This is a genomic window from Novosphingobium sp. 1529, assembly GCF_040544855.1.
GTDB classification, from domain to species: Bacteria; Pseudomonadota; Alphaproteobacteria; order Sphingomonadales; family Sphingomonadaceae; genus Novosphingobium; species Novosphingobium capsulatum.
In genome coordinates this window covers 383,452-401,398 of the sequence record NZ_JBEPKW010000003.1, presented here as the reverse complement: position 1 = coordinate 401,398, position 17,947 = coordinate 383,452, and the positions used below count along the sequence as shown (strand labels likewise).

The window sequence follows — 17,947 nt, the reverse complement described above, 5'->3', positions numbered from 1 at the left end:
CTTGGGATTGGGTTTGACCATGAAACATCATGTGCTGATCGCCGCGCCGGGGCGCGATGTGGAAGCGGTGCTTGCCGCCGAAGCGCTGCGCAAGGCCGCGCGCGAGGCCGGGCTCGACGTGGAGGTGCAACTTGCCCTCGACGATGCCGCGCCGCTGGCCCATCCGTCCGCGCGGGTGGTCCCGGTCGATGCCGTGCTGGCCGATCCCGCCGCTGTGCTGGCCAACCTGGCCGCCGCGCCGGCCGCTGATGCCACGCCAACGCGCATCGTCGCCATCACCTCGTGCCCCACGGGCATTGCCCACACGTTCATGGCGGCCGAAGGGCTGCAACAGGGCGCGGCTGAACTGGGCCATGCCATCCGCATCGAAACGCAAGGCTCGGTGGGCGCCGGCACGCCGCTCACCGCGCAGGAAATTGCCGAGGCCGACGTGGTGATCATCGCCGCTGACCGCGAGGTCGATCGCGCCCGCTTTGCCGGCAAGCGTGTGTTTGCCAGCAATACCAAGCCGGCGATCACCGGCGGCGCCGCGCTGATCACCCGCGCTCTGGCTGAAGCAAGCGTGCAGGCAGGCGGGGAAGAAACCACCGCCCCGGCCAAGGCAGAGCGCACCGGCCCCTACAAGCACCTGATGACCGGGGTTTCGTTCATGCTGCCCTTCGTGGTGGCGGGCGGCCTGCTGATCGCGCTGGCCTTTGCCCTGGGCGGCATTCACGCCAACGACGATGCCGCCGCCGGCACCCTGGCGCACACCCTGTTCGAGATCGGCGCCAAGGGCGGCTTTGCCCTGATCGTGCCGGCGCTCGCGGGCTATATCGCCTATTCCATCGCCGACCGGCCGGGCATTGCCCCGGGCATGATCGGCGGCATGATCGCGGCCAGCCAGGGCGCGGGCTTTCTCGGCGGGATCGTCGCGGGCTTCATCGCCGGCTATGGCGTGGACGCGCTGAACCGCGCCATCCGCCTGCCCCGCAACCTGGCGGGATTGAAGCCCATGCTGATCCTGCCGCTGCTTGGCACGCTGCTGACCGGGCTGTTGATGGTCTATGCCGTGGGCACGCCGGTGGCCGCCGTGCTCTCGTTCCTGACGGAATGGCTGCGCGGCATGCAGGGATCGAGCGCCATTGCGCTGGGCCTGATCCTGGGCGCGATGATGGCGTTCGACATGGGCGGCCCGGTCAACAAGGCCAGCTATGCCTTTTCCGTCGGCCTCATCGCCAGCCAGGTTTACACGCCGATGGCCGCAACGATGGCCGCCGGGATGACCCCGCCGCTCGGCATCGCGCTGGCCACAGTCCTGTTCCGCAACCGCTTTTCGGCAGAGGAACGCGATGGCGCCGGGGCCACGGCGGTGCTGGGCCTGGCGTTCATCACCGAAGGGGCGATCCCCTTTGCCGCGCGCGATCCGCTGCGCATGATCCCCGCCTTCGTTGCCGGATCGGCGCTGGCCGGGGCGATTTCGATGGCGATGGGCGTGGAACTGCGCGTGCCGCATGGCGGCGTGTTCGTGCTGCCGATCCCCGGCGCGGTCACCCACCTGGCCGCCTATGCCGTGGCGATTGCCGCCGGCACGCTCACCACCGCGCTGCTCGCCGGGCTGCTGCGCCGCCCCTTGGCCGCAAACCCCGCCCAAGACCCGGCCACGCTGCCCGCCACCGCCTGAACCCTTTCACATGCGGCCAGCCCCCGGCCGCAAGGAGCAAAACCCATGTTCGCCCTGCCCCATGGTGCCTGCCGCGCAGGCGCCCTCGCCCTCGTGCTGCCTGCTCTCCTCGCCTCTGCCGCCCCGGCGCTGGCCGATGATGCCGCTCCCCCGCCCCCGCCAACGCTTCCGGCAACCGGGCAGACGCCCGCCGCGCGCCAGCCGCTGCAACCGCTGGCCGACAAAGGCGTCACCCTGCAATGGAGCTATACCGGCGAAGCCGCCGGCAACGTGACCGGCGGCCTGGCGCGCAAGAGCGCCTATACCGGCCAGGTCTATGTGGGTGCCGATCTCGACATGGATCGCATCGCCGGGATCAGTGGCGCCACGATCCACGTGGCCGTGACCAACCGCCACGGCAAGAGCCTGTCGGGCATTGCGCTGGGCAACAATACCTCGGTCCAGGAAGTGTGGGGCACGCAGAACACCCACCTGGCGATCCTGACCTGGGAGCAGAAGCTGCTCAACGATCGCCTGGTGATCGAGGCCGGGCGCAGCCAGGCCAACATCCACTTCCTCAATTCGCCGCTCTATTGCCTGTTCCAGACCAATTCGACCTGCGGCAACCCCACCTTCGTCTTCAAGAACAGCAACTTCACCTATTTCCCGGCGTCAAGCTGGATGGCCCAGGCCAAGCTGTGGGTGGCGCCGCGCTGGTTCGCCCATGCCGGGGTCTATGAAGTAAACCCCGATCGCAAGCGCTGGAACGATGATGGCTTCAACTTCTCCTCGGCCAACCGCACGGGGGTGATCGTGCCGTGGGAACTGGGCTATGCCGATGACAAGGGTGAGACCCGCCTGCCCGGCCACTATATTCTGGGCGGCTGGTTCGACCGCGCCGACTATGCCGATCCGCTGCGCGACGATGCCGGCGGCATCGCCATTCTCACCGGACGCCCGGCACGCACGCTGCACGGGCGCAGCGGGATCTATGCCCGCTTTGACCAGCAACTGACCCGGCCCGATCCGCAAAGCCGGCGCGGCCTTTCGATCTTTGGCGTGGCGATGACCAACCTGTCGGGCCAGGTGGAGGAAAGCCGCTATCTCGATTTCGGGATCGTCCAGACCGGCACGTTCAAGGGGCGCGACACCGATACGCTGGGCTTTGTCATCAATGATCAGCGCTTTTCCGACCTGGCGATGGCGCGCATGCGCGCCGCGCGCCTGGCCGCCGGCGGCGAAGACAACGTGCACCGCCACGAGGTGATGATGGAACTGGCCTATGGCGCCGATGTGGTGCCGGGCCTGCGCATTTCGCCCAACGTGCAATATGTGCTGCACCCCGATAACACCGGGGCGCCGTTCAACCCCACCAACACCCGCGATGCGCTGGTCTTCGGCTTCAAGTTCACGCTCGACGGCCCGACCTTCTTCGGGCGCTGACGTGCAGTGGCGGGGATCAGTTCCCCGCCACGCCCAGCACCGCCAGGGTCAGCGTTTCCACCCCGGCGCGGATCGTTGGTTCGGGTTGCGGGGCAAAGAATGGCGAATGGTTGACCGGCACTGGTTTGCCCTCGGCCTTGAGCCGCGCGAGCATCGCCGGATCGCTGCCGCCCACGCCAAAGAACACCGACTTGGCCACCCCGGCGTTGACGTATTCGGAATAGTCCTCGCTCGCCGTGCCGCCCGGCATCATCGCCGGCACCAGCGCCACTTGGTTCTCGCCCAGCGCGGTTTTGAGGATACCGGCCAGTTGCCCGGCCAGTGCGGGATCGTTGACCACCGACGCCGTCGCCTCGGTATGGTCAACCCCCGGTTCGGGCGCGCGGGCCATGCTCGCCACAGCGCGCGCGGTGATGCCCACGCCATCGAGCAGCAGCTTGCGCACATCGGGATCATAGGATCGCAGCGTCAGCTTGAGCACGGCGGTATCGGGAATGATATTGGGCACGAAACCGGCGTTGAACGCGCCCACCGTGATCACGCCGAACTTCTGCGGGTCTTTCTGCCGGCTGATCACCGTCTGCACATCATCGACAAAGTGCGCGCCCATCACGATCGGATCGATGCTCTTGTCCGGCATCGAGCCATGCGCGCCCTGGCCATGAAACGTGACAACGACCGAGTCCGAGGCAGAGCTGACCGCGCCCTGCTTGACCGTCACATGCCCGGCCACATCCGGGCCGACATGGGCGGCAAAGGCATAGTCCGGCTTGGGAAAGCGGGTGAACAGGCCATCGGCCAGCATCGCCTTGGCGCCGCCGGCCTTTTCCTCGGCCGGCTGGCCGATGAACACCAGCGTGCCGTGCCACTTGTCCTTGAGCGCCAGCAGCGTCTGCGCCGTACCCACCCACCAGGCCATATGGCTGTCATGGCCGCAGGCGTGATCGGTGGGGGTCAGCTTGCCATCGATGGTCTGCTGTGCATGGCTGGCATAGGGCAGACCGGTCTTTTCCTCCAGCGGCAGCGCGTCCAGCTCGGTCCTGACCAAAACCACCGGGCCATCGCCATTGCGATAGACCGCCACGATCCCGGTCTGGCCGACATGCTCGGTCACGGTAAAGCCCAGCGCCCGCATCCGCGCCGCCAGCAAGGCGGCGGTGCGGGTTTCCTGAAAGCCGACTTCGGGATGCTGGTGGATGTCCTTGTACAGCGCATCGAGCGAGGGATAGATTTTTGCGAGCTGCGCATCGATCGCCGCGCGCGCCGCCACGGGATCGAGCGGCGCGGCCTGGGCCAGTTGCGGCACGGCAGCAAGCGTCAGGGCAAGGCCCGTGGCCCGCGCCAGCCGGCGGCGGAGTGTGTGCGTAAAAGCCATGACAGTTCCTTTGCTTACAGGCTGAACCGGGCGTTGAGGCCCCAGGTGCGCGGCTGGATCGAATAGGTCAGGTTGGTATAGCCATAACCGCTGGTGACCGCGATGGCACCCATCGTGTCGGTCAGGTTGTTGCAGAACAGATAGACGCCCATCTCGCGGTTCTCCACGCCCACGCGCAGGTTCGCCGTGGCATAGTTGCCATAGGCGGTGTGATAGGGATCGTTGGGGCGGAACGTGCCTTCCTGATGGCCGGTATAGGCGCCATCGGCACGGACCAGCGCATCGAACCGCGAATTGAGCGCCCAGGAATAGCTGGCCGATGCCGACGCGGTAAGATCGGGCGTATTGGGGATGGGATCCCCGGCCTTGCCTGTCGATGCGGTGATCAGCACGGCGGACGAGGATTGGTCCTGCGTCAGGTGGGCATCGGTATAGCCCAGCGCCGCACCCAGGGTCAGGCCGCGCACCGGCCGCGCCGTCAGGTCAAGCTCAACCCCGCGGATGCGTGCGTGGCCGGCATTGGTAAGAAAGGCATAGAGCCCATCGGCGGTGCGGGCCGAGGTCTGGATATTGCTCCACTCGATGTTGAACGCCGCCCCATTGAGCACCAGCTTGTCGCCCAGCCAGCTCGATTTCACCCCCACTTCATAGTTCCACAGGCTGTCGGGCTTGTACGACACCAGATTGGCGGCCAGGCCGGGGATGTTGTTAGCGCCACCCGGGCGGAACCCCTTGGATGCGCTGGCATAGACCATCACGCGCGGGGTGATGCGATAGCTGACGTTGAACTTTTCCAGCCAGCCGTTGGCGGTGGTCGTCGCCGCACTGAACGGCGCGGCCAGCGTGCCGGTGTAGAAGTTGGTGATATAGGATTGGCCGCTGGTGGTCTTGCTATAATCGTAATAGCGCAGGCCGCCGGTGATGGTCAGCCCGGCCAGCGGTTTGAGCGATACTTCGCCAAAACCGGCAATCTGGCGCGAGCGCGTTTCGACATAGCGATAGACCAGCGGGGTAATCGGCAGGGTGATGCTGCCATCGCTGGCGTTTTCACTGATCACGTTGCTGTCGATATGGTCTTTGCGGTTTTCGTAATAGACGCCCACCGTCCATTCCAACCAGGCCGGCATCTGCGCCGCGTTGGAGGAAAGCCGCGCCTCATAGTTTTGCGAATGGACCCACGCAGGCTGAAAGCCGGCAGCCGGCAACAGCGCAAGGCCCGCGGCCTGATAGGCGGCGAACTGGTCGCTGGTGCAGGTGGCGCCATTGGCGCGGGCGCACTGCGCGGGCGAGGTGGCATAGGCCCGCACCGACGGGGTGAAATCGATCGTGCGGATATAGTTGTAGTTGTAATAGCTGGCCGTGCCGGTCAGCGTGGCAAAGCCCAGGTCACGATCGCCCTTGAGGTTGTAGAGCTGCATTTCGGTGTGGAACGGCAACTGCGCGGGCGAATTGGTCTTGTAGCGGCCGACGCTGGGATACCAGCCCTGCTGATCGGGCGCGTCGCCCTTTTGATAGCTGAGCGTGGCGGTGATCGTCGTCAGCGCATCGGGCTTGAAGCCGATGATGCCGCGCCCGCCCCAGTTGGTGGAACGGTTGATGTTCTGCGTGCCATAGGTGACGTTGTCGATCCAGCCAGGCTTGCGCTCGCCATAGCCCACCACGCGCACCGCCAGCTTGTCGGTCACCACCGGCAGGTTGACCATGCCGCGCAGGAAATAGCCGGCCGAACCGCCCTCGGTTGTGGTCACCTGGGTTTCGCCGCCGGCTTCCACCTTGTCGTAATCGGGCTTGTGAAAGATCACGCGCAGCGTGCCGGCCATCGAACTGGCGCCATAGAGCGTGCCCTGCGGCCCGCGCAGCACTTCCACCCGCTCCACATCGAACAGGTTGAGATCGGCCGCCACGGCGCCGGAATCCTGCGTGGTGCCCGAAGGGCCGGTGACCGGGGTTTCATCGTAATAGAGGCCCACCGTCGCCTCGCCCGCCGCGTTGACGCCGCGGATCGAGATGCGGTTCGATCCGGCCACGCCGCTGGTGACGTTGAGGTTGGGGATCTGGCGGAAATAGTCATTGAGCTGGGTTGCCCCGGTCTTGGCCAGGCCGTCGCCCGAAAGCGCCACGATGCTGAGCGGGGTGGTCTGCACGGTTGACGCACGGCGCAGCGCGGTGACCACGATATCGCCGCCGGTGGTGCCATCGGCCTGCGGCGCGGGGGCGGCGGCGGCCGGCGTGTCTGCCGGCGCGGCATCGGCGGCAAAGGCAGTGCCTGCCAACAAGACGTGCGCGGTGATCAGGCCGGAAACGGCCAGAATGGCTTTGCTCATGGTATGCTCCCTGTCGTTGTTCCAGGGTGTGCCGCGCAGTCCCGGCCCCCTTGCCTGGCTAGACGCAGGGCAGCGTCACCCCCTCACCCGACGGGGCAGATTTTTTTCTTGTCAGTGAATTTTCTGGCCCGTGAAAGTTGGTCAGCGCAATTCGCTGTGCAGCGTCAGCCCCACGGTGCGCGGCCGCTGATAGGTCACCATGTCGCTGCCGCCGGTCGTGCCGGCCCAAACGCGGCCGCGGCCATTGGCCAGGTTCTGCACGAACACGCCAAGGCGCCAGGGCCCGCGCGCGATCGCCAGATCGGCATCGATCGCGGCAAAGCCGCCCAGCGCCAGGCGATCGATCACCGTGCTGCCGCGAAACGCGCTCCACGCCCGGCCGGCATAGTGCAAGAACAGCCCGCCATCGCCGCGCCAGCCCCCATCGGCGCCCTGGCTTTGGCCCAGCGCCCATTCCCGGCGCAGTTCCACGCTCGCCGCCCAGGGCGCGACATAGGGCAGCGCCTCGCCCGCGCGGCCATCGGTGGTGGCCGCGCCCGAAACCTGGTCTTGCACCAGCCGCGCATCGGTCACGGTGCCCTGCAGCTTGGCCCGCCAGCCGCCGCGCAGCGCCACGCCGGCAGACAATTCCGCCCCGTTGATCCGCGCCGTGCCGATGTTGGTGATGAAGGCATAGCTGCCATCGGCCGAAACGGCGGCATATTGCATGTTGGACCAGCGCTGGTGAAAGCCGTTAAGATCAAGATGCCAGCTGCGCGCCGGGCCCGACAGGCGCGTGCCCACTTCCCAGCTTTCCAGGCGATCGTCGGCATAGCTGGCCAGGGCTTGCGGCAGGCCGGGCACCACATTGCTGCCGCCCGGGCGAAAGCCGTTGGATACCTGGCCATAGACCAGCACGCGCGACGATGGCCGCGCCTCTACCCGCGCGCGGCCGACCAGCCCATGCGCGCGGGTGGCCATCGCCAGCGACGATGGTGCAAACGGGCCCAGGAATGGATTGGGCAGGGTGACCACGCTTTGCGTAGTGCGCGCATAGTGGAAATAGCGCAGCCCGCCCGACAGCATCAGCCAGGGCAGCGCGCGCCAGCTGCCATCGCCAAACAGCGCATATTCATCGAGCTGGCTGGCAAAGCGGCGCAGCGAGGTTGGTTGCGTTCCGGGCCGCGCCAGCCCGGTAGCCGGGTTCACGCCCAGGCTGGCGCTTTGCCCGTCATCGCTGCGCCGGCTGGCAAAGAGGCCGGCGGTCCAGGTCATTCGGCCCTCGGCCGACAGGCGCACCTCGCCGCTGCTGACGTCGACTGCCAGGGGTTGATCCACCAGCGTCGGGCTGCTTGCCAGCAGCAGGCGATTGTATCCCGCCATCTGCGCGGCGCTGCAACTGCCACTGGCCAGACCGGCCAAGGCCGCGCACGCGGCGGCATCGTCGAGATGATTGAGCTGGCTTTGCGTGAAATCCCAGAAGCGGTGCGGCCGCCACCATGATCGCGCCGCCGTGGCGTCAAGGCTCACCCCGCCGCCGCCCAGCCGGCCATGCAGATCGAGCGAGGCCATGGCAAAGGTATCAAAAAACGGTACGATGACCTGCGCCGCGGTTTGATCGGGCGCGCCGCCGCCAATCGTGCTGTGGCTGTTGCCGATGCGGCTGCGCTGCCACACCCCCGCCAGGTCTGCCCGCCAATCGGGCGCGATCTGCCAGCGCAGCGCCAGCCGGCCGCCTTCGCGCAGTTGGTCATCGCTGTTGCGCCGGCCCAGGCGCGGCATGTCGATCACGCCGCCCTGGTATTCGCGCCAGCCCACTGCCCGCAGCGCGACGGTCCCGGCGGCCAGCGGCAGGTTGATCACGGCCGTGGTGCTTGCCCCCGCCGCGCCGTGCTGGGTAAGTGTGGCCGCGCTGTCGAGCGCCAGGCTGCGCTGGTCAAGCTGGGCGCCGCGAAACAGCACGCGCACCGTTCCCGCCAGCGAGCTGGTGCCATAGAGCGTGCCCTGCGGCCCGCGCAGCACCTCCACCCGTTCCACATCGGCCAGCACCAGATCGGGCGTCATCATTCCGGGATCGCTGGTCGATCCGCCAGGCCCGGCCACCGGCACGTTGCCAAAATAGAGCGCCACGGTCGCTTCACCGGCGGCATAGGCGCCCCGCATGCTCAGGCGGTTGAACCCGGTTCCGGCAGAGGTGACCGTAAGGCTGGGCGCCAGCCGCGCCAGGCCGGCCAACGTAGTGGCGTGATCATGGCCAAGGTCTTCCCCGCGCAGGGCAACCATGCTGATCGGCGTATCGGCCAGCAAGGTGGGGCGGCGCAGCGCGGTGACCATGATATCGCCCGCCGCCAGCACCGGTGGTGGCGGCGCCTCGGGCGCTGGCGCGCGCGGCGGCGGCGCGGGCAGGATCAGCAGGCTGCGCAGGCCGGATCGCCGCACCACCAGGCCGCTGCCCGCCACCAGGCGCCGCGCGATGGCCGCGACATCACCCACCAGCACCATGGCGGGCGCGCGGCGGCCGGCTACGGTCTGCGGCGCAAAGATGATCGTGGTGTGCGTGGCCAGGCCGAGTGTGCGCAGGCTATCAGCCAGAGGCGCGGCCGGCAGGCGCAACGGGGCCATGCCTGGCCGGCCCTGGGCATGGACCGGCCGCGCAACACCGAAAACCGCAGGCAGCACCAGCGCCGCCACGGCCAGCCTGGCCATGGCCCAAGGCACGCCAGCCCGCCCCCGCTGCAGCCAGGCCGGCCGGCACCCGATGGCGCCCGATTTTTCCCTCATTGTCCATCAGCTTGCCAAACGGCGCGCGGCTTGGCTAGCTTACCCGTCAATGTCATCGAAACGGATCATCCCCCCGGCGGGCGAGGCACCCCTTTCCGGGTTCGAACGCCACCGCCGCGCCTTGCGCGCCTGGCTGGGGCGCCGGCTGGGCAATGCCGCCGATGTCGACGATGCCGTGCAGGACGTGTGGCTGCGCGCGCACGAGCGGCTCGACAGCGGCGCGGTGGACAATCCGCGCGCGTATCTGTTCACTGCCGCCAACAGCGTGGTGCACGATCGCGCCCGCCGCGCCGGGGTGCGCCACGAACGCGCGCACCGGTCGCTGGAAGAAAATGATCATCCCGTTGAGTGGATCACGCCCGAGCGCGTCTTGGAAGGTAAGGAGGCGCTCAACGTCATCATGAACCGGCTTTCGACCATGCCCGAGCGGACGCGCGACGTGTTCGTGCTGCACCGGTTCGAAGGCATGGCCTATGCCGAAATTGCCCGCCGCATGGGGATTTCGGTCAGTTCCGTGGAAAAGCATATCATGAAGGCGCTGCGCCTGTTGCTGGAGATCGAGGAATGAGCGCGGACCACAGCCCTGACGGGCGCGAGGAACGCACGGCGCAAGAGGCGGCCATCGTGCATTTTGCCGCACGGCGCGGCGGGCGGCCCGTGCCCGTGCCCGGCGATGCGCCCACCCGCGCCGCCCTGGCCGAAGTGGAGGCGCTGTGGCAGGCGCTCGATGGCTGCGCGCAGAGCGACGAGATTGCCGCCCTGCGTGCCGCGGCGCTGGCCCGTACCGCCCCGCCCACCATTCGGCGCCGCCCATGGCTGGCGGTGGCCGCCACGCTTGGTGCGCTGGCGGTGGGCGTGGGCGGCGTCTTGGCGATGCGATCGGGTAGCGTGCCGCAGTCCGCCGCGCCGCAGCTGGCCATGCGCGCGCTGGAAAACGGCGCAGCCGCGCCGCGCACCGTGGCCCTGGCTGATGGCACCGCGATCACGCTTGACGCGCATAGCCGCGTGCTGGTCGGCACCGATGGCGGCCAGCGCCGCGCCACCCTGGCGCAAGGCCGCGCGTTCTTTCGCGTGGTGCACGATGGCGCGCACCCGTTCCGCGTGACCGCCGGCGATCTGGCCGTGACCGATGTGGGCACCGTGTTTGAAGTGTGCCGCGATGGCGATGCCGCCGCCGTCACCCTGATCGAGGGCGCGGTGGACGTGGCCGCCCCCGGCCTGGCGCCGCGTCGCCTCGCGCCCGGCCAGCGCCTGACCCTGCGCGGCCAGACAGCGCTGCTGGGTCAGGCCGATCCCGCCGGCACGCCCGGCTGGCAGGATGGCATGATCGCCGCCGACGCCGAGCCGCTCGGCACCCTGGTCGCGCGCTTCAACCGCTATCTGGCGCGGCCGCTGGTGCTGCGCGATGCCCGCGTCGGCAGCCTGCCGGTCAGCGGCACGTTCCGCATCGATGATCCTCAGGCACTGATCGCGGCGGTCGCCGCCATGGGCCACCCCGGCGCGCTGGCCCAGCCGGCCGCCGCCGCCGCTCACCCTTCAGCCCAGACACAATAACCAAGCCATTCTTTTCAGCGAGCTTTGCAATGAAGAAGACCTTGCTGGCCGGTGTCGCGCTGGCCATGACTATGGCCTGTGCCCCAGCCATTGCGCGCGATTATGTCATCCATGCCGGGCACCTCATCGATGGCATCAACCCTGGCGAACGCAGCCAGGTCTCGATCGTGGTGCACGATGACCAGATCACCGCAGTGCAGGATGGCTTTGTCACGCCCGCCGGGACCGAGGTGATCGACCTGTCGCAGGGCACGGTCATGCCCGGCCTGATCGACGCGCACGTGCACCTCACGCTCGATCTCACCAAGGGCAATGCCCTGCTGCAAAGCGTCACGCATAGCAGCTATGACGAAACGCTCGATGGCGTGGGCAATGCCCGCCTCACCCTGCTGGCCGGGTTCACTTCGGTGCGCGATGTGGGCGGCGATACCGCCGTGGTCGTGGCGCTCAAGCGCGCGCAGAAGGCAGGCACCATTGCAGGCCCGCGCATGTGGGTTTCAGGCAGCATCCTGAGCCCCACCGGCGGCCATGGCGATCCGGCCAACGGCTTTGATCCGGCGCTGACCAAGCCCGGCTGGCAGGATGGCATTGTCGACGGGCCGGACGAGGCGGTGAAGAAAGTGCGCGAGCATTTCCGCGACGGCGTCGACCTGATCAAGATCGTGCCCTCGGGCGGCGTCGCCAGCGTGGGTGACGATCCACAGGCCCAGCTGATGACCGACGCCGAAATCAAGGCCGTGGTCGATACGGCCCACACCCTGCACCTGCCCGTGGCGGCCCATGCCCATGGCGCCCAGGCGATCGACCATGCCAGCGCGATCGGCGTGGATTCGATCGAGCATGGCAGCTTTGCCACCCCGACAAGCTATGCGATCATGAAGCAACACGGCACCTATCTGGTGCCCACGCTGATCGCCGGGGCTACGGTGGTGGAATTCGCGCAGAAGCATCCCGAACTGCTCGGCCCGTCGATGGCGGAAAAGGCCATGGCGGTAGGGCCGATCATGGCCAAGAACCTCTATGCCGCATGGAAAGCGGGCGTGAAGATCGCGTTCGGCACCGATGCCGGCGTCTATCACCATGGCCAGAACGGGCGCGAGTTCGAACTGATGGTCAAGGCCGGGATGCCCGTGGCTGACGTGCTGCGCAGCTCGTTCACTGGCGCGGCCAACCTGATCGGGGAAAGCCGCATCGGCGCGATCCGCCCGGGCGCCTTCGCCGATATCGTCGCCACCGACAAGGACCCCATGACCGATATCACCGAACTGCAGCGCGTGCGCTTTGTCATGCAGGGCGGCCGCGTGGTGAAGGATCACGGCGAACCGCGCATCTGAGCGCCATGACCAAAGGGGGGATGGGGCAGCGCTGCCCCATCCCCCCCTTTTTGCAGTTGCTGAACTCAGAAGTTGAGCGTCGCCGTTGCAAACACCTGGCGCGGATTGCCCCAGTAGGTGGTCAGCACGCCTTCCTTGCCCAGCGTCGGGATCAGGTTGCCCGCCGGGGTATAGGTCAGCGCCCCGGTGGTGGGATTGCCGGCGACATAGGTATAGCCCGAGGTCTTGTAGCGCTTGTCGAGGATGTTCTTGCCATAGACGCCAAAGGTCCACCGCCCGCCCGGCGCACGATAGAACACGCTGGCATCAAACAGGGCATAGCCGGGCTGGTCGAGATAGGGGTTGGGCACTTCGAACTGATAGGTCTTGCTCTTCCACGACACACCGCCGGTCACGTCGACCGCACCCGTGCCCACCGGAATGGAATAGCTGGCCGAGGCGCTGCCGGTCCACGCCGGGGTATTCTGCACCTTGCGATAGGCAGCCACGTCGGTCGGCTGGCCGGCAATCAGCGTGATGTATTTCAGGTACTTGGCATCGATATAGCCAAGTGAGCCATTGAGCGTGAAGCCGCCCAGCTTGAGCCGCCCTTCGGCTTCCACGCCCTGCATCCGCGCCTTGCCGGCGTTGGACACCACCCCGCAGAAGCTGGGCAGCCCGCCCACCGTGCAGGCCACCGAGCCGGGGATCTGCACATCGGTATAGTCCATGCGGAACGCGGCCAGATTGAGCGACAGGCGCCGGTCCAGCAGCCGGGTCTTGACCCCCAGTTCATAGCTGTTGACCTTTTCCGGGCGGAAGCTGAGGAATTCGCCCTGGGTCATCCCCGGCGGCGCATTGACGCCCACCCCGCGCGGATCGAACCCGCCACCCTTGAAGCCCTGGCTGAAGCTGGCATAGACAGTGTTGTCGGTGTTCGGCTTCCAGTTGAGCGACACGCGCGGCGTGAACTTCTTGTAGTCCGCGCTGCCCAGGAAATTGGTGCTGGGCGCGCCAAACGCCACGCCGGCTCCGCCAAACACCGGCGAGCCGCCACCCAGGTAGTTCTGCCGCAGGATCTGGGCATAGCGCTTGTCCCAGGTATAGCGCCCGCCCGCTTCCAGGCTGAGGTGATCGCTGAAATCATAGCTGAGGTTCGCAAACGCGGCCGAGGTATCGGTGCGGATATTGGCGCCGGTGAACGCCGCCAGCCCCGGCACGGTGGTGAACAGCCGCACGTCGAACTGCGTCAGCGCCGTGGCATAGAGATAGTAATAGCCCAGCAGCGCGTTGAACTTGCCCGAGTTGTAGAGCAGCTGGATTTCCTGGCTCCACTGCTTGTTGCGGTAATAGGCCGGCACGTCCACGTCTTGCGAGGCGGTGGCATCGAAATCGATCGGCGAGGCGCTGTCATCCTTGCGGAACGCGGTGATCGACCGCAGCGTGAGGTGGTCGGTCGGCTTGGCTTCCATGAACAGCGACCAGCCCCAGGCCTTGACGTCCTGCTTGGGGCTGTTGAGCCCGGCCTGGGTATCGAACACGTTGGCAAGCACCGGCGCACCGGTCAGCTGGCCGGGAATTTCGCGGTGGCCGCCACGCGGGTTGGACATATCGTGGGTATAATCGCCGGTGAGCCGCGCGAAGAAATCGGTGCCGTGCACTTCCACCGTGCCACGGCCGGCCCAGATATCCTTGTTGTAGTTCGAAAGCCCCGTGGTCAGGTTGCGGCCAAAGCCGCCGCGCGTCAGCCGCGCCACGGTGCCGCTGGCGCGCAGCACGCCATCGCTGGTCAGCGGCGAGCTGACCGTGGCGACGCCATCGGCCTGGTCATAACTGCCATAAGTGCCGCGCAGACGCAGATGAAAGGCATCGTCGATCTTGCGGGTCACATACTTGATCGCGCCGCCGATGGTGTTGCGGCCATAGAGCGTGCCCTGCGGCCCGCGCAGCACTTCGACCCGCTCCACGTCATAGATATCGAGCACGGCGGCCTGCGGGCGGTTGAGATAGACATCATCGAGATAGATGCCCACGCCCTGTTCGAACCCCGATACCGGGTCTTGCTGCCCCACCCCGCGAATGAAGGCAGACAGCGTGGAGTTGGTCCCGCGCGAAGGCTCCAGCGTCACGTTGGGCACTTCGTCGGCCAGCGCGGTGATGTCTCCGGCGCCCTTGGCCTGCAGTTCATCGCCGGAAAACGCGGTGATGGCGATCGGCACGGAATTGAGCGTTTCACTGCGGCGGCGGGCAGTGACGATGATCTCGCCGTCGCTGGCGGCGCCAGCCTGCGCGGCCGCGTCGCTGGTGTCCTGCGCCAGAGCCGGGGCCGGCAGCGCGCCCAGCGCCACGCCGGCAAACAGAATGGCGGAAATCGAACGAATGCGGGTGCTGGCGATCAGGGCCATGGTCCTCTCCTTGGCGCGACGGTCTTGCCTTGCCGTCGCTTGGTGAGGGCACAATACTGAAAGGTGAACCGACTTTCAACTTTGAATCCGCAAGCACCGCATCATATCGCAAAGATCTGTTGCCAAGTTGCTGCACTGGCAACGAAAAACGGCGCCAGGCCAAGGCCGGGCGCCGCGTTTTCAAGCCCTGTCACCACGCGCAACCGCGCGGCGCATCAGGCTTTACGGTCAAATCGCCGGGTCATCGTCGATCGGCGAATTGAATTCGTGCCACAGCCCGTTGATGATGCCAAAGCCCACGGCCAGGCCCAGACCGAGCACCCAGGTGAAATACCACATGGCGGCGTCCTTTCAGAAGAAATCGGGGTCAGTAAAAATCAGGATTGGTGCGCACATCGCGCAGGGTGATGCGCCCGCTCAGCAGGGTCATGACCCAGGCGGTATAGGCCAGCACGATCGGCAGGAACACGATGGTGCACACCAGCATGATGAACAGCGTGAGATGGCTGGACGAGGCATTCCACACTGTCAGGCTGGACCGCGGATCGATCGAGGACGGCAGGATATAGGGAAACATCGAGCAGCCCACCGTGGCGATGATGCCGGTGGTGGCCATGGCCGTGCCCACCAGGTTTACCAGGCCCTGCCGGCGCGCGATGCCCCACAGCGCCACGATCGGCCCGGCCAGGCCCAACAGCGGCGCCGCGATCATCCAGGGGTGCGCGCCATAGTTGGCCAGCCACGCGCCGGGCTTGGCCACGCTGGCGGACAGCAGCGGGTTTGACGGCCCCTGCGGATCGACCGTACCGGCCAGGGCCATGCCCATGTGCCCCTTGGCCACCATCACCCCGCCGATCACGAACAGCGCGATGCTGGCAATCGCCGCGACGCGGGCAATGGCGCGGGCGCGGTTCAGCACTGGCCCTTCCTCGATCTTGATCGCCAGCCAGCCCGCGCCATGCAGCGCCAGCATGGTGACCGACAGCAACCCGGTTAGCAGCGTGAACGGCGTGAACAGACCCAGCAGGCTGCCTTCATAGGTCATGCGCAGATCGCTATCGAGACGGAATGGCGCGCCGGCCAGGACATTGCCCACCGCCACGCCAAAGACCAGCGCCGGCACAAAGCCACCGACGAACAGCGCCCAATCCCACCGCGTGCGCCAGGCCGGATCGGGCTTTTTCGAACGATACTTGAACGCCACCGGCCGCAGGATCAGCGCCGCCAGCACCAGGAACATCGCCAGGTAGAACCCGGAAAAGCTGACGGCATAGACAAACGGCCAGGCGGCAAAGATCGCCCCGCCGCCCAGGATCAGCCACACCTGGTGGCCTTCCCAATGCGGCGCCACGGCGTTGATCACCAGGCGGCGTTCGGCGTCATTGCGCCCCACGAACGGCAGCAGCGCGGCCACGCCCAGGTCATAGCCATCGGTCAGGGCAAAGCCGATCAGCAGCACGCCCAACAGCGCCCACCAGATGACCCGCAGGGTTTCGTAATCGAGGGGAATATGCATGGCCCTTGCCCCTTATTCTGCCGGCAGCGGGGCAAAGCCCGCGTCCAGGGGTTGCGTTGCGTCTTGATCGTCGGTGTCGTGGTGTTCGATCGGCCCCTTGCGGATCTGCGCCAGCATCAGCCGCACCTCGATCACGGCAAGCCCGCCATAAAGCGCCGTAAAGCCGATGATCGTGGCCCAGACCTGCGGCACGGTGAGTGAGGACGCACCCAGGAACGTGGGCAGCACGCCGTCCACGGCCCAGGGTTGGCGGCCGATCTCGGCCAGCACCCAGCCCGCCTCGATCGCCAGCCACGGCAGCGGGATCGCCACCACCGCCAGTTTCAGGAACCAGCGCCGCCGGAACCGGCAGGTGGAAGCGCACCAGAATGCCGCACCGAACAAGGCGATGAAGCCAAAGCCGAGCGCCGCCATGCCGCGAAACAGGAAGAACATCACCGGCACGTTGGGCACGGTGTCCCACGCGGCCTTGAGGATCAGCTTGTCATCGGCGCGGCGTGGATCGGCGACATAGCGCTTGAGCAGCATGGCAAAGCCGATATCCTGCTTGTGCGCCTCGAACGCGGCGCGGGCGGCAGGGTCGGTGCGGTTGACCTTGAGCCGCTCCACCGCGTCATAGGCGATCAGCCCGCTGTGGATGCGCCCGTCGGCACGCAGCACCAGTTCCTCGATCCCGTCGATCTTGCCGTTCAGGCTGCGCGTGCCGATCAGGCCCATGACATAGGGCACCTTGACCGCAAAATGCGTGGTGCGCGCCGCCACGTCGGGCAGACCGACCAGCGTGATCGCGGCCGGCGCCGGCTCGGTTTCCCACATCGCCTCGATCGCGGCGAGCTTCATCTTCTGGTTGTCGGTCAGGGTATAGCCGCTTTCATCGCCCAGCACGACGACCGAGAGCGAGGACGCCAGGCCAAACGCGGCTGCCACCATCATCGAACGGCGCGCCACGTTGGTCCACTTGCCCTTGAGCAGGTAGAACGCCGAAACCCCCATCACGAACGTGGCCGCGCAGACATAGCCGGCGCTGACCGTGTGCACGAACTTGGCCTGGGCCACCGGGTTGAACAGCACGGCGGAAAAGTCGGTCACTTCCATGCGCATGGTTTCGGGGTTGAACGTGGCCCCCACCGGGTTCTGCATCCAGCCATTGGCGATCAAGATCCACAGCGCGGAAAGATTGGTGCCCAGCGCCACCATGAACGTGACCGCCAGATGCTGGCGCCGGCTGAGCCGGTCCCAGCCGAAGAACATCACCCCGACCATGGTCGCTTCGAGGAAGAAGGCCATCAGCCCTTCGATCGCCAGCGGCGCGCCGAAGATATCGCCGACATAGTGGGCATAATAGGCCCAGTTGGTGCCGAACTCGAATTCCATGGTCAGGCCGGTGGCCACGCCCAGGACAAAGTTGATGCCGAACAGCTTGCCCCAGAAGCGCGTGATGATGCGCCAGATCGGCCGCTTGGTGATCACATAGATGCTCTCCATGATCACCAGCATGAACGACAGGCCAAGCGTCAATGGCACGAACAGGAAATGGTACATGGCCGTCAGCGCGAACTGAAGGCGGGATAATTCGATGACTGCCATGTCCATGGCCGCGTTCCCTCTGCTATGG

General features: G+C 66.8%; 12 protein-coding genes. 5 read left to right on the top strand and 7 right to left on the bottom strand.

Annotated elements, in window-relative coordinates:
* Positions 1–19 precede the first annotated feature (19 nt).
* Entirely contained in the window at positions 20–1,663 is a 1,644-nt protein-coding gene (locus ABIC78_RS09660) for a PTS fructose transporter subunit IIC (RefSeq protein ID WP_354489279.1), read from the top strand.
* 45 nt (positions 1,664–1,708) lie between these two features.
* Entirely contained in the window at positions 1,709–3,085 is a 1,377-nt protein-coding gene (locus ABIC78_RS09655; RefSeq protein WP_354489278.1) for a carbohydrate porin, read from the top strand.
* Between the two features lie 16 nt (positions 3,086–3,101).
* Here the strand turns inward: ABIC78_RS09655 and ABIC78_RS09650 are convergent, their stop codons facing one another.
* The 3 genes from ABIC78_RS09650 to ABIC78_RS09640 form a co-directional block, all read right to left on the bottom strand.
* Complete coding sequence (locus ABIC78_RS09650; RefSeq protein WP_354489276.1) at positions 3,102–4,460, bottom strand: amidohydrolase; 1,359 nt, start codon at positions 4,458–4,460, stop codon at positions 3,102–3,104.
* 14 nt (positions 4,461–4,474) lie between these two features.
* Positions 4,475–6,784, bottom strand: a complete 2,310-nt coding sequence (locus ABIC78_RS09645) for a TonB-dependent receptor (protein ID WP_168352233.1) — start codon at positions 6,782–6,784, stop codon at positions 4,475–4,477.
* Between the two features lie 141 nt (positions 6,785–6,925).
* A complete protein-coding gene (locus ABIC78_RS09640) occupies positions 6,926–9,469 on the bottom strand; it encodes a TonB-dependent receptor (RefSeq protein ID WP_354489274.1) in 2,544 nt (847 codons plus the stop codon).
* Between the two features lie 124 nt (positions 9,470–9,593).
* Here ABIC78_RS09640 and ABIC78_RS09635 point away from each other — a divergent pair, with 124 nt between their 5' ends.
* The 3 genes from ABIC78_RS09635 to ABIC78_RS09625 are packed head-to-tail and all read left to right on the top strand — an operon-like array spanning position 9,594 to position 12,432.
* Positions 9,594–10,112, top strand: a complete 519-nt coding sequence (locus ABIC78_RS09635; RefSeq protein ID WP_168352235.1) for an RNA polymerase sigma factor — start codon at positions 9,594–9,596, stop codon at positions 10,110–10,112.
* Positions 10,109–11,098 carry a FecR family protein gene (locus ABIC78_RS09630; RefSeq protein WP_354489272.1) on the top strand — a complete coding sequence of 330 codons (990 nt, stop codon included), beginning with the start codon at positions 10,109–10,111 and terminating at the stop codon, positions 11,096–11,098. The genes ABIC78_RS09635 and ABIC78_RS09630 overlap by 4 nt, the downstream gene beginning before the upstream one ends.
* A 29-nt stretch (positions 11,099–11,127) precedes the next feature.
* A complete protein-coding gene (locus tag ABIC78_RS09625) occupies positions 11,128–12,432 on the top strand; it encodes a metal-dependent hydrolase family protein (RefSeq protein ID WP_168352237.1) in 1,305 nt (434 codons plus the stop codon).
* A 65-nt stretch (positions 12,433–12,497) separates the two neighbouring features.
* Here the strand turns inward: ABIC78_RS09625 and ABIC78_RS09620 are convergent, their stop codons facing one another.
* The 4 genes from ABIC78_RS09620 to ABIC78_RS09605 all read right to left on the bottom strand — a co-directional run bounded on the left by ABIC78_RS09620 (position 12,498) and on the right by ABIC78_RS09605 (position 17,925).
* The gene (locus tag ABIC78_RS09620) at positions 12,498–14,816 is read right to left on the bottom strand and encodes a TonB-dependent receptor (RefSeq protein WP_354489270.1); all 2,319 of its coding nucleotides are present in this window, start codon (positions 14,814–14,816) and stop codon (positions 12,498–12,500) included.
* A gap of 228 nt (positions 14,817–15,044) precedes the next feature.
* A complete protein-coding gene (cydX, locus tag ABIC78_RS09615) occupies positions 15,045–15,155 on the bottom strand; it encodes a cytochrome bd-I oxidase subunit CydX (RefSeq protein ID WP_022674874.1) in 111 nt (36 codons plus the stop codon).
* A 28-nt stretch (positions 15,156–15,183) separates the two neighbouring features.
* Positions 15,184–16,332, bottom strand: coding sequence for a cytochrome d ubiquinol oxidase subunit II (gene cydB, locus ABIC78_RS09610; protein ID WP_054131462.1), 1,149 nt, complete (start codon positions 16,330–16,332; stop codon positions 15,184–15,186).
* A 12-nt stretch (positions 16,333–16,344) separates the two neighbouring features.
* Positions 16,345–17,925, bottom strand: a complete 1,581-nt coding sequence (locus ABIC78_RS09605) for a cytochrome ubiquinol oxidase subunit I (protein ID WP_354489268.1) — start codon at positions 17,923–17,925, stop codon at positions 16,345–16,347.
* Positions 17,926–17,947: the final 22 nt, after the last annotated feature.

Excerpts from the sequence above, each read along its gene's own strand:
- ABIC78_RS09625 (WP_168352237.1), top strand. The coding sequence starts at position 11,128 with ATGAAGAAGACCTTGCTGGCCGGTGTCGCGCTGGCCATGACTATGGCC.
- cydB (WP_054131462.1), bottom strand. The coding sequence starts at position 16,332 with ATGCATATTCCCCTCGATTACGAAACCCTGCGGGTCATCTGGTGGGCG.
- ABIC78_RS09650 (WP_354489276.1), bottom strand. The coding sequence starts at position 4,460 with ATGGCTTTTACGCACACACTCCGCCGCCGGCTGGCGCGGGCCACGGGC.
- cydX (WP_022674874.1), bottom strand. The coding sequence starts at position 15,155 with ATGTGGTATTTCACCTGGGTGCTCGGTCTGGGCCTGGCCGTGGGCTTT.
- ABIC78_RS09655 (WP_354489278.1), top strand. The coding sequence starts at position 1,709 with ATGTTCGCCCTGCCCCATGGTGCCTGCCGCGCAGGCGCCCTCGCCCTC.
- ABIC78_RS09660 (WP_354489279.1), top strand. The coding sequence starts at position 20 with ATGAAACATCATGTGCTGATCGCCGCGCCGGGGCGCGATGTGGAAGCG.
- ABIC78_RS09630 (WP_354489272.1), top strand. The coding sequence starts at position 10,109 with ATGAGCGCGGACCACAGCCCTGACGGGCGCGAGGAACGCACGGCGCAA.
- ABIC78_RS09635 (WP_168352235.1), top strand. The coding sequence starts at position 9,594 with ATGTCATCGAAACGGATCATCCCCCCGGCGGGCGAGGCACCCCTTTCC.
- ABIC78_RS09645 (WP_168352233.1), bottom strand. The coding sequence starts at position 6,784 with ATGAGCAAAGCCATTCTGGCCGTTTCCGGCCTGATCACCGCGCACGTC.
- ABIC78_RS09640 (WP_354489274.1), bottom strand. The coding sequence starts at position 9,469 with ATGGCCAGGCTGGCCGTGGCGGCGCTGGTGCTGCCTGCGGTTTTCGGT.
- ABIC78_RS09620 (WP_354489270.1), bottom strand. The coding sequence starts at position 14,816 with ATGGCCCTGATCGCCAGCACCCGCATTCGTTCGATTTCCGCCATTCTG.
- ABIC78_RS09605 (WP_354489268.1), bottom strand. The coding sequence starts at position 17,925 with ATGGACATGGCAGTCATCGAATTATCCCGCCTTCAGTTCGCGCTGACG.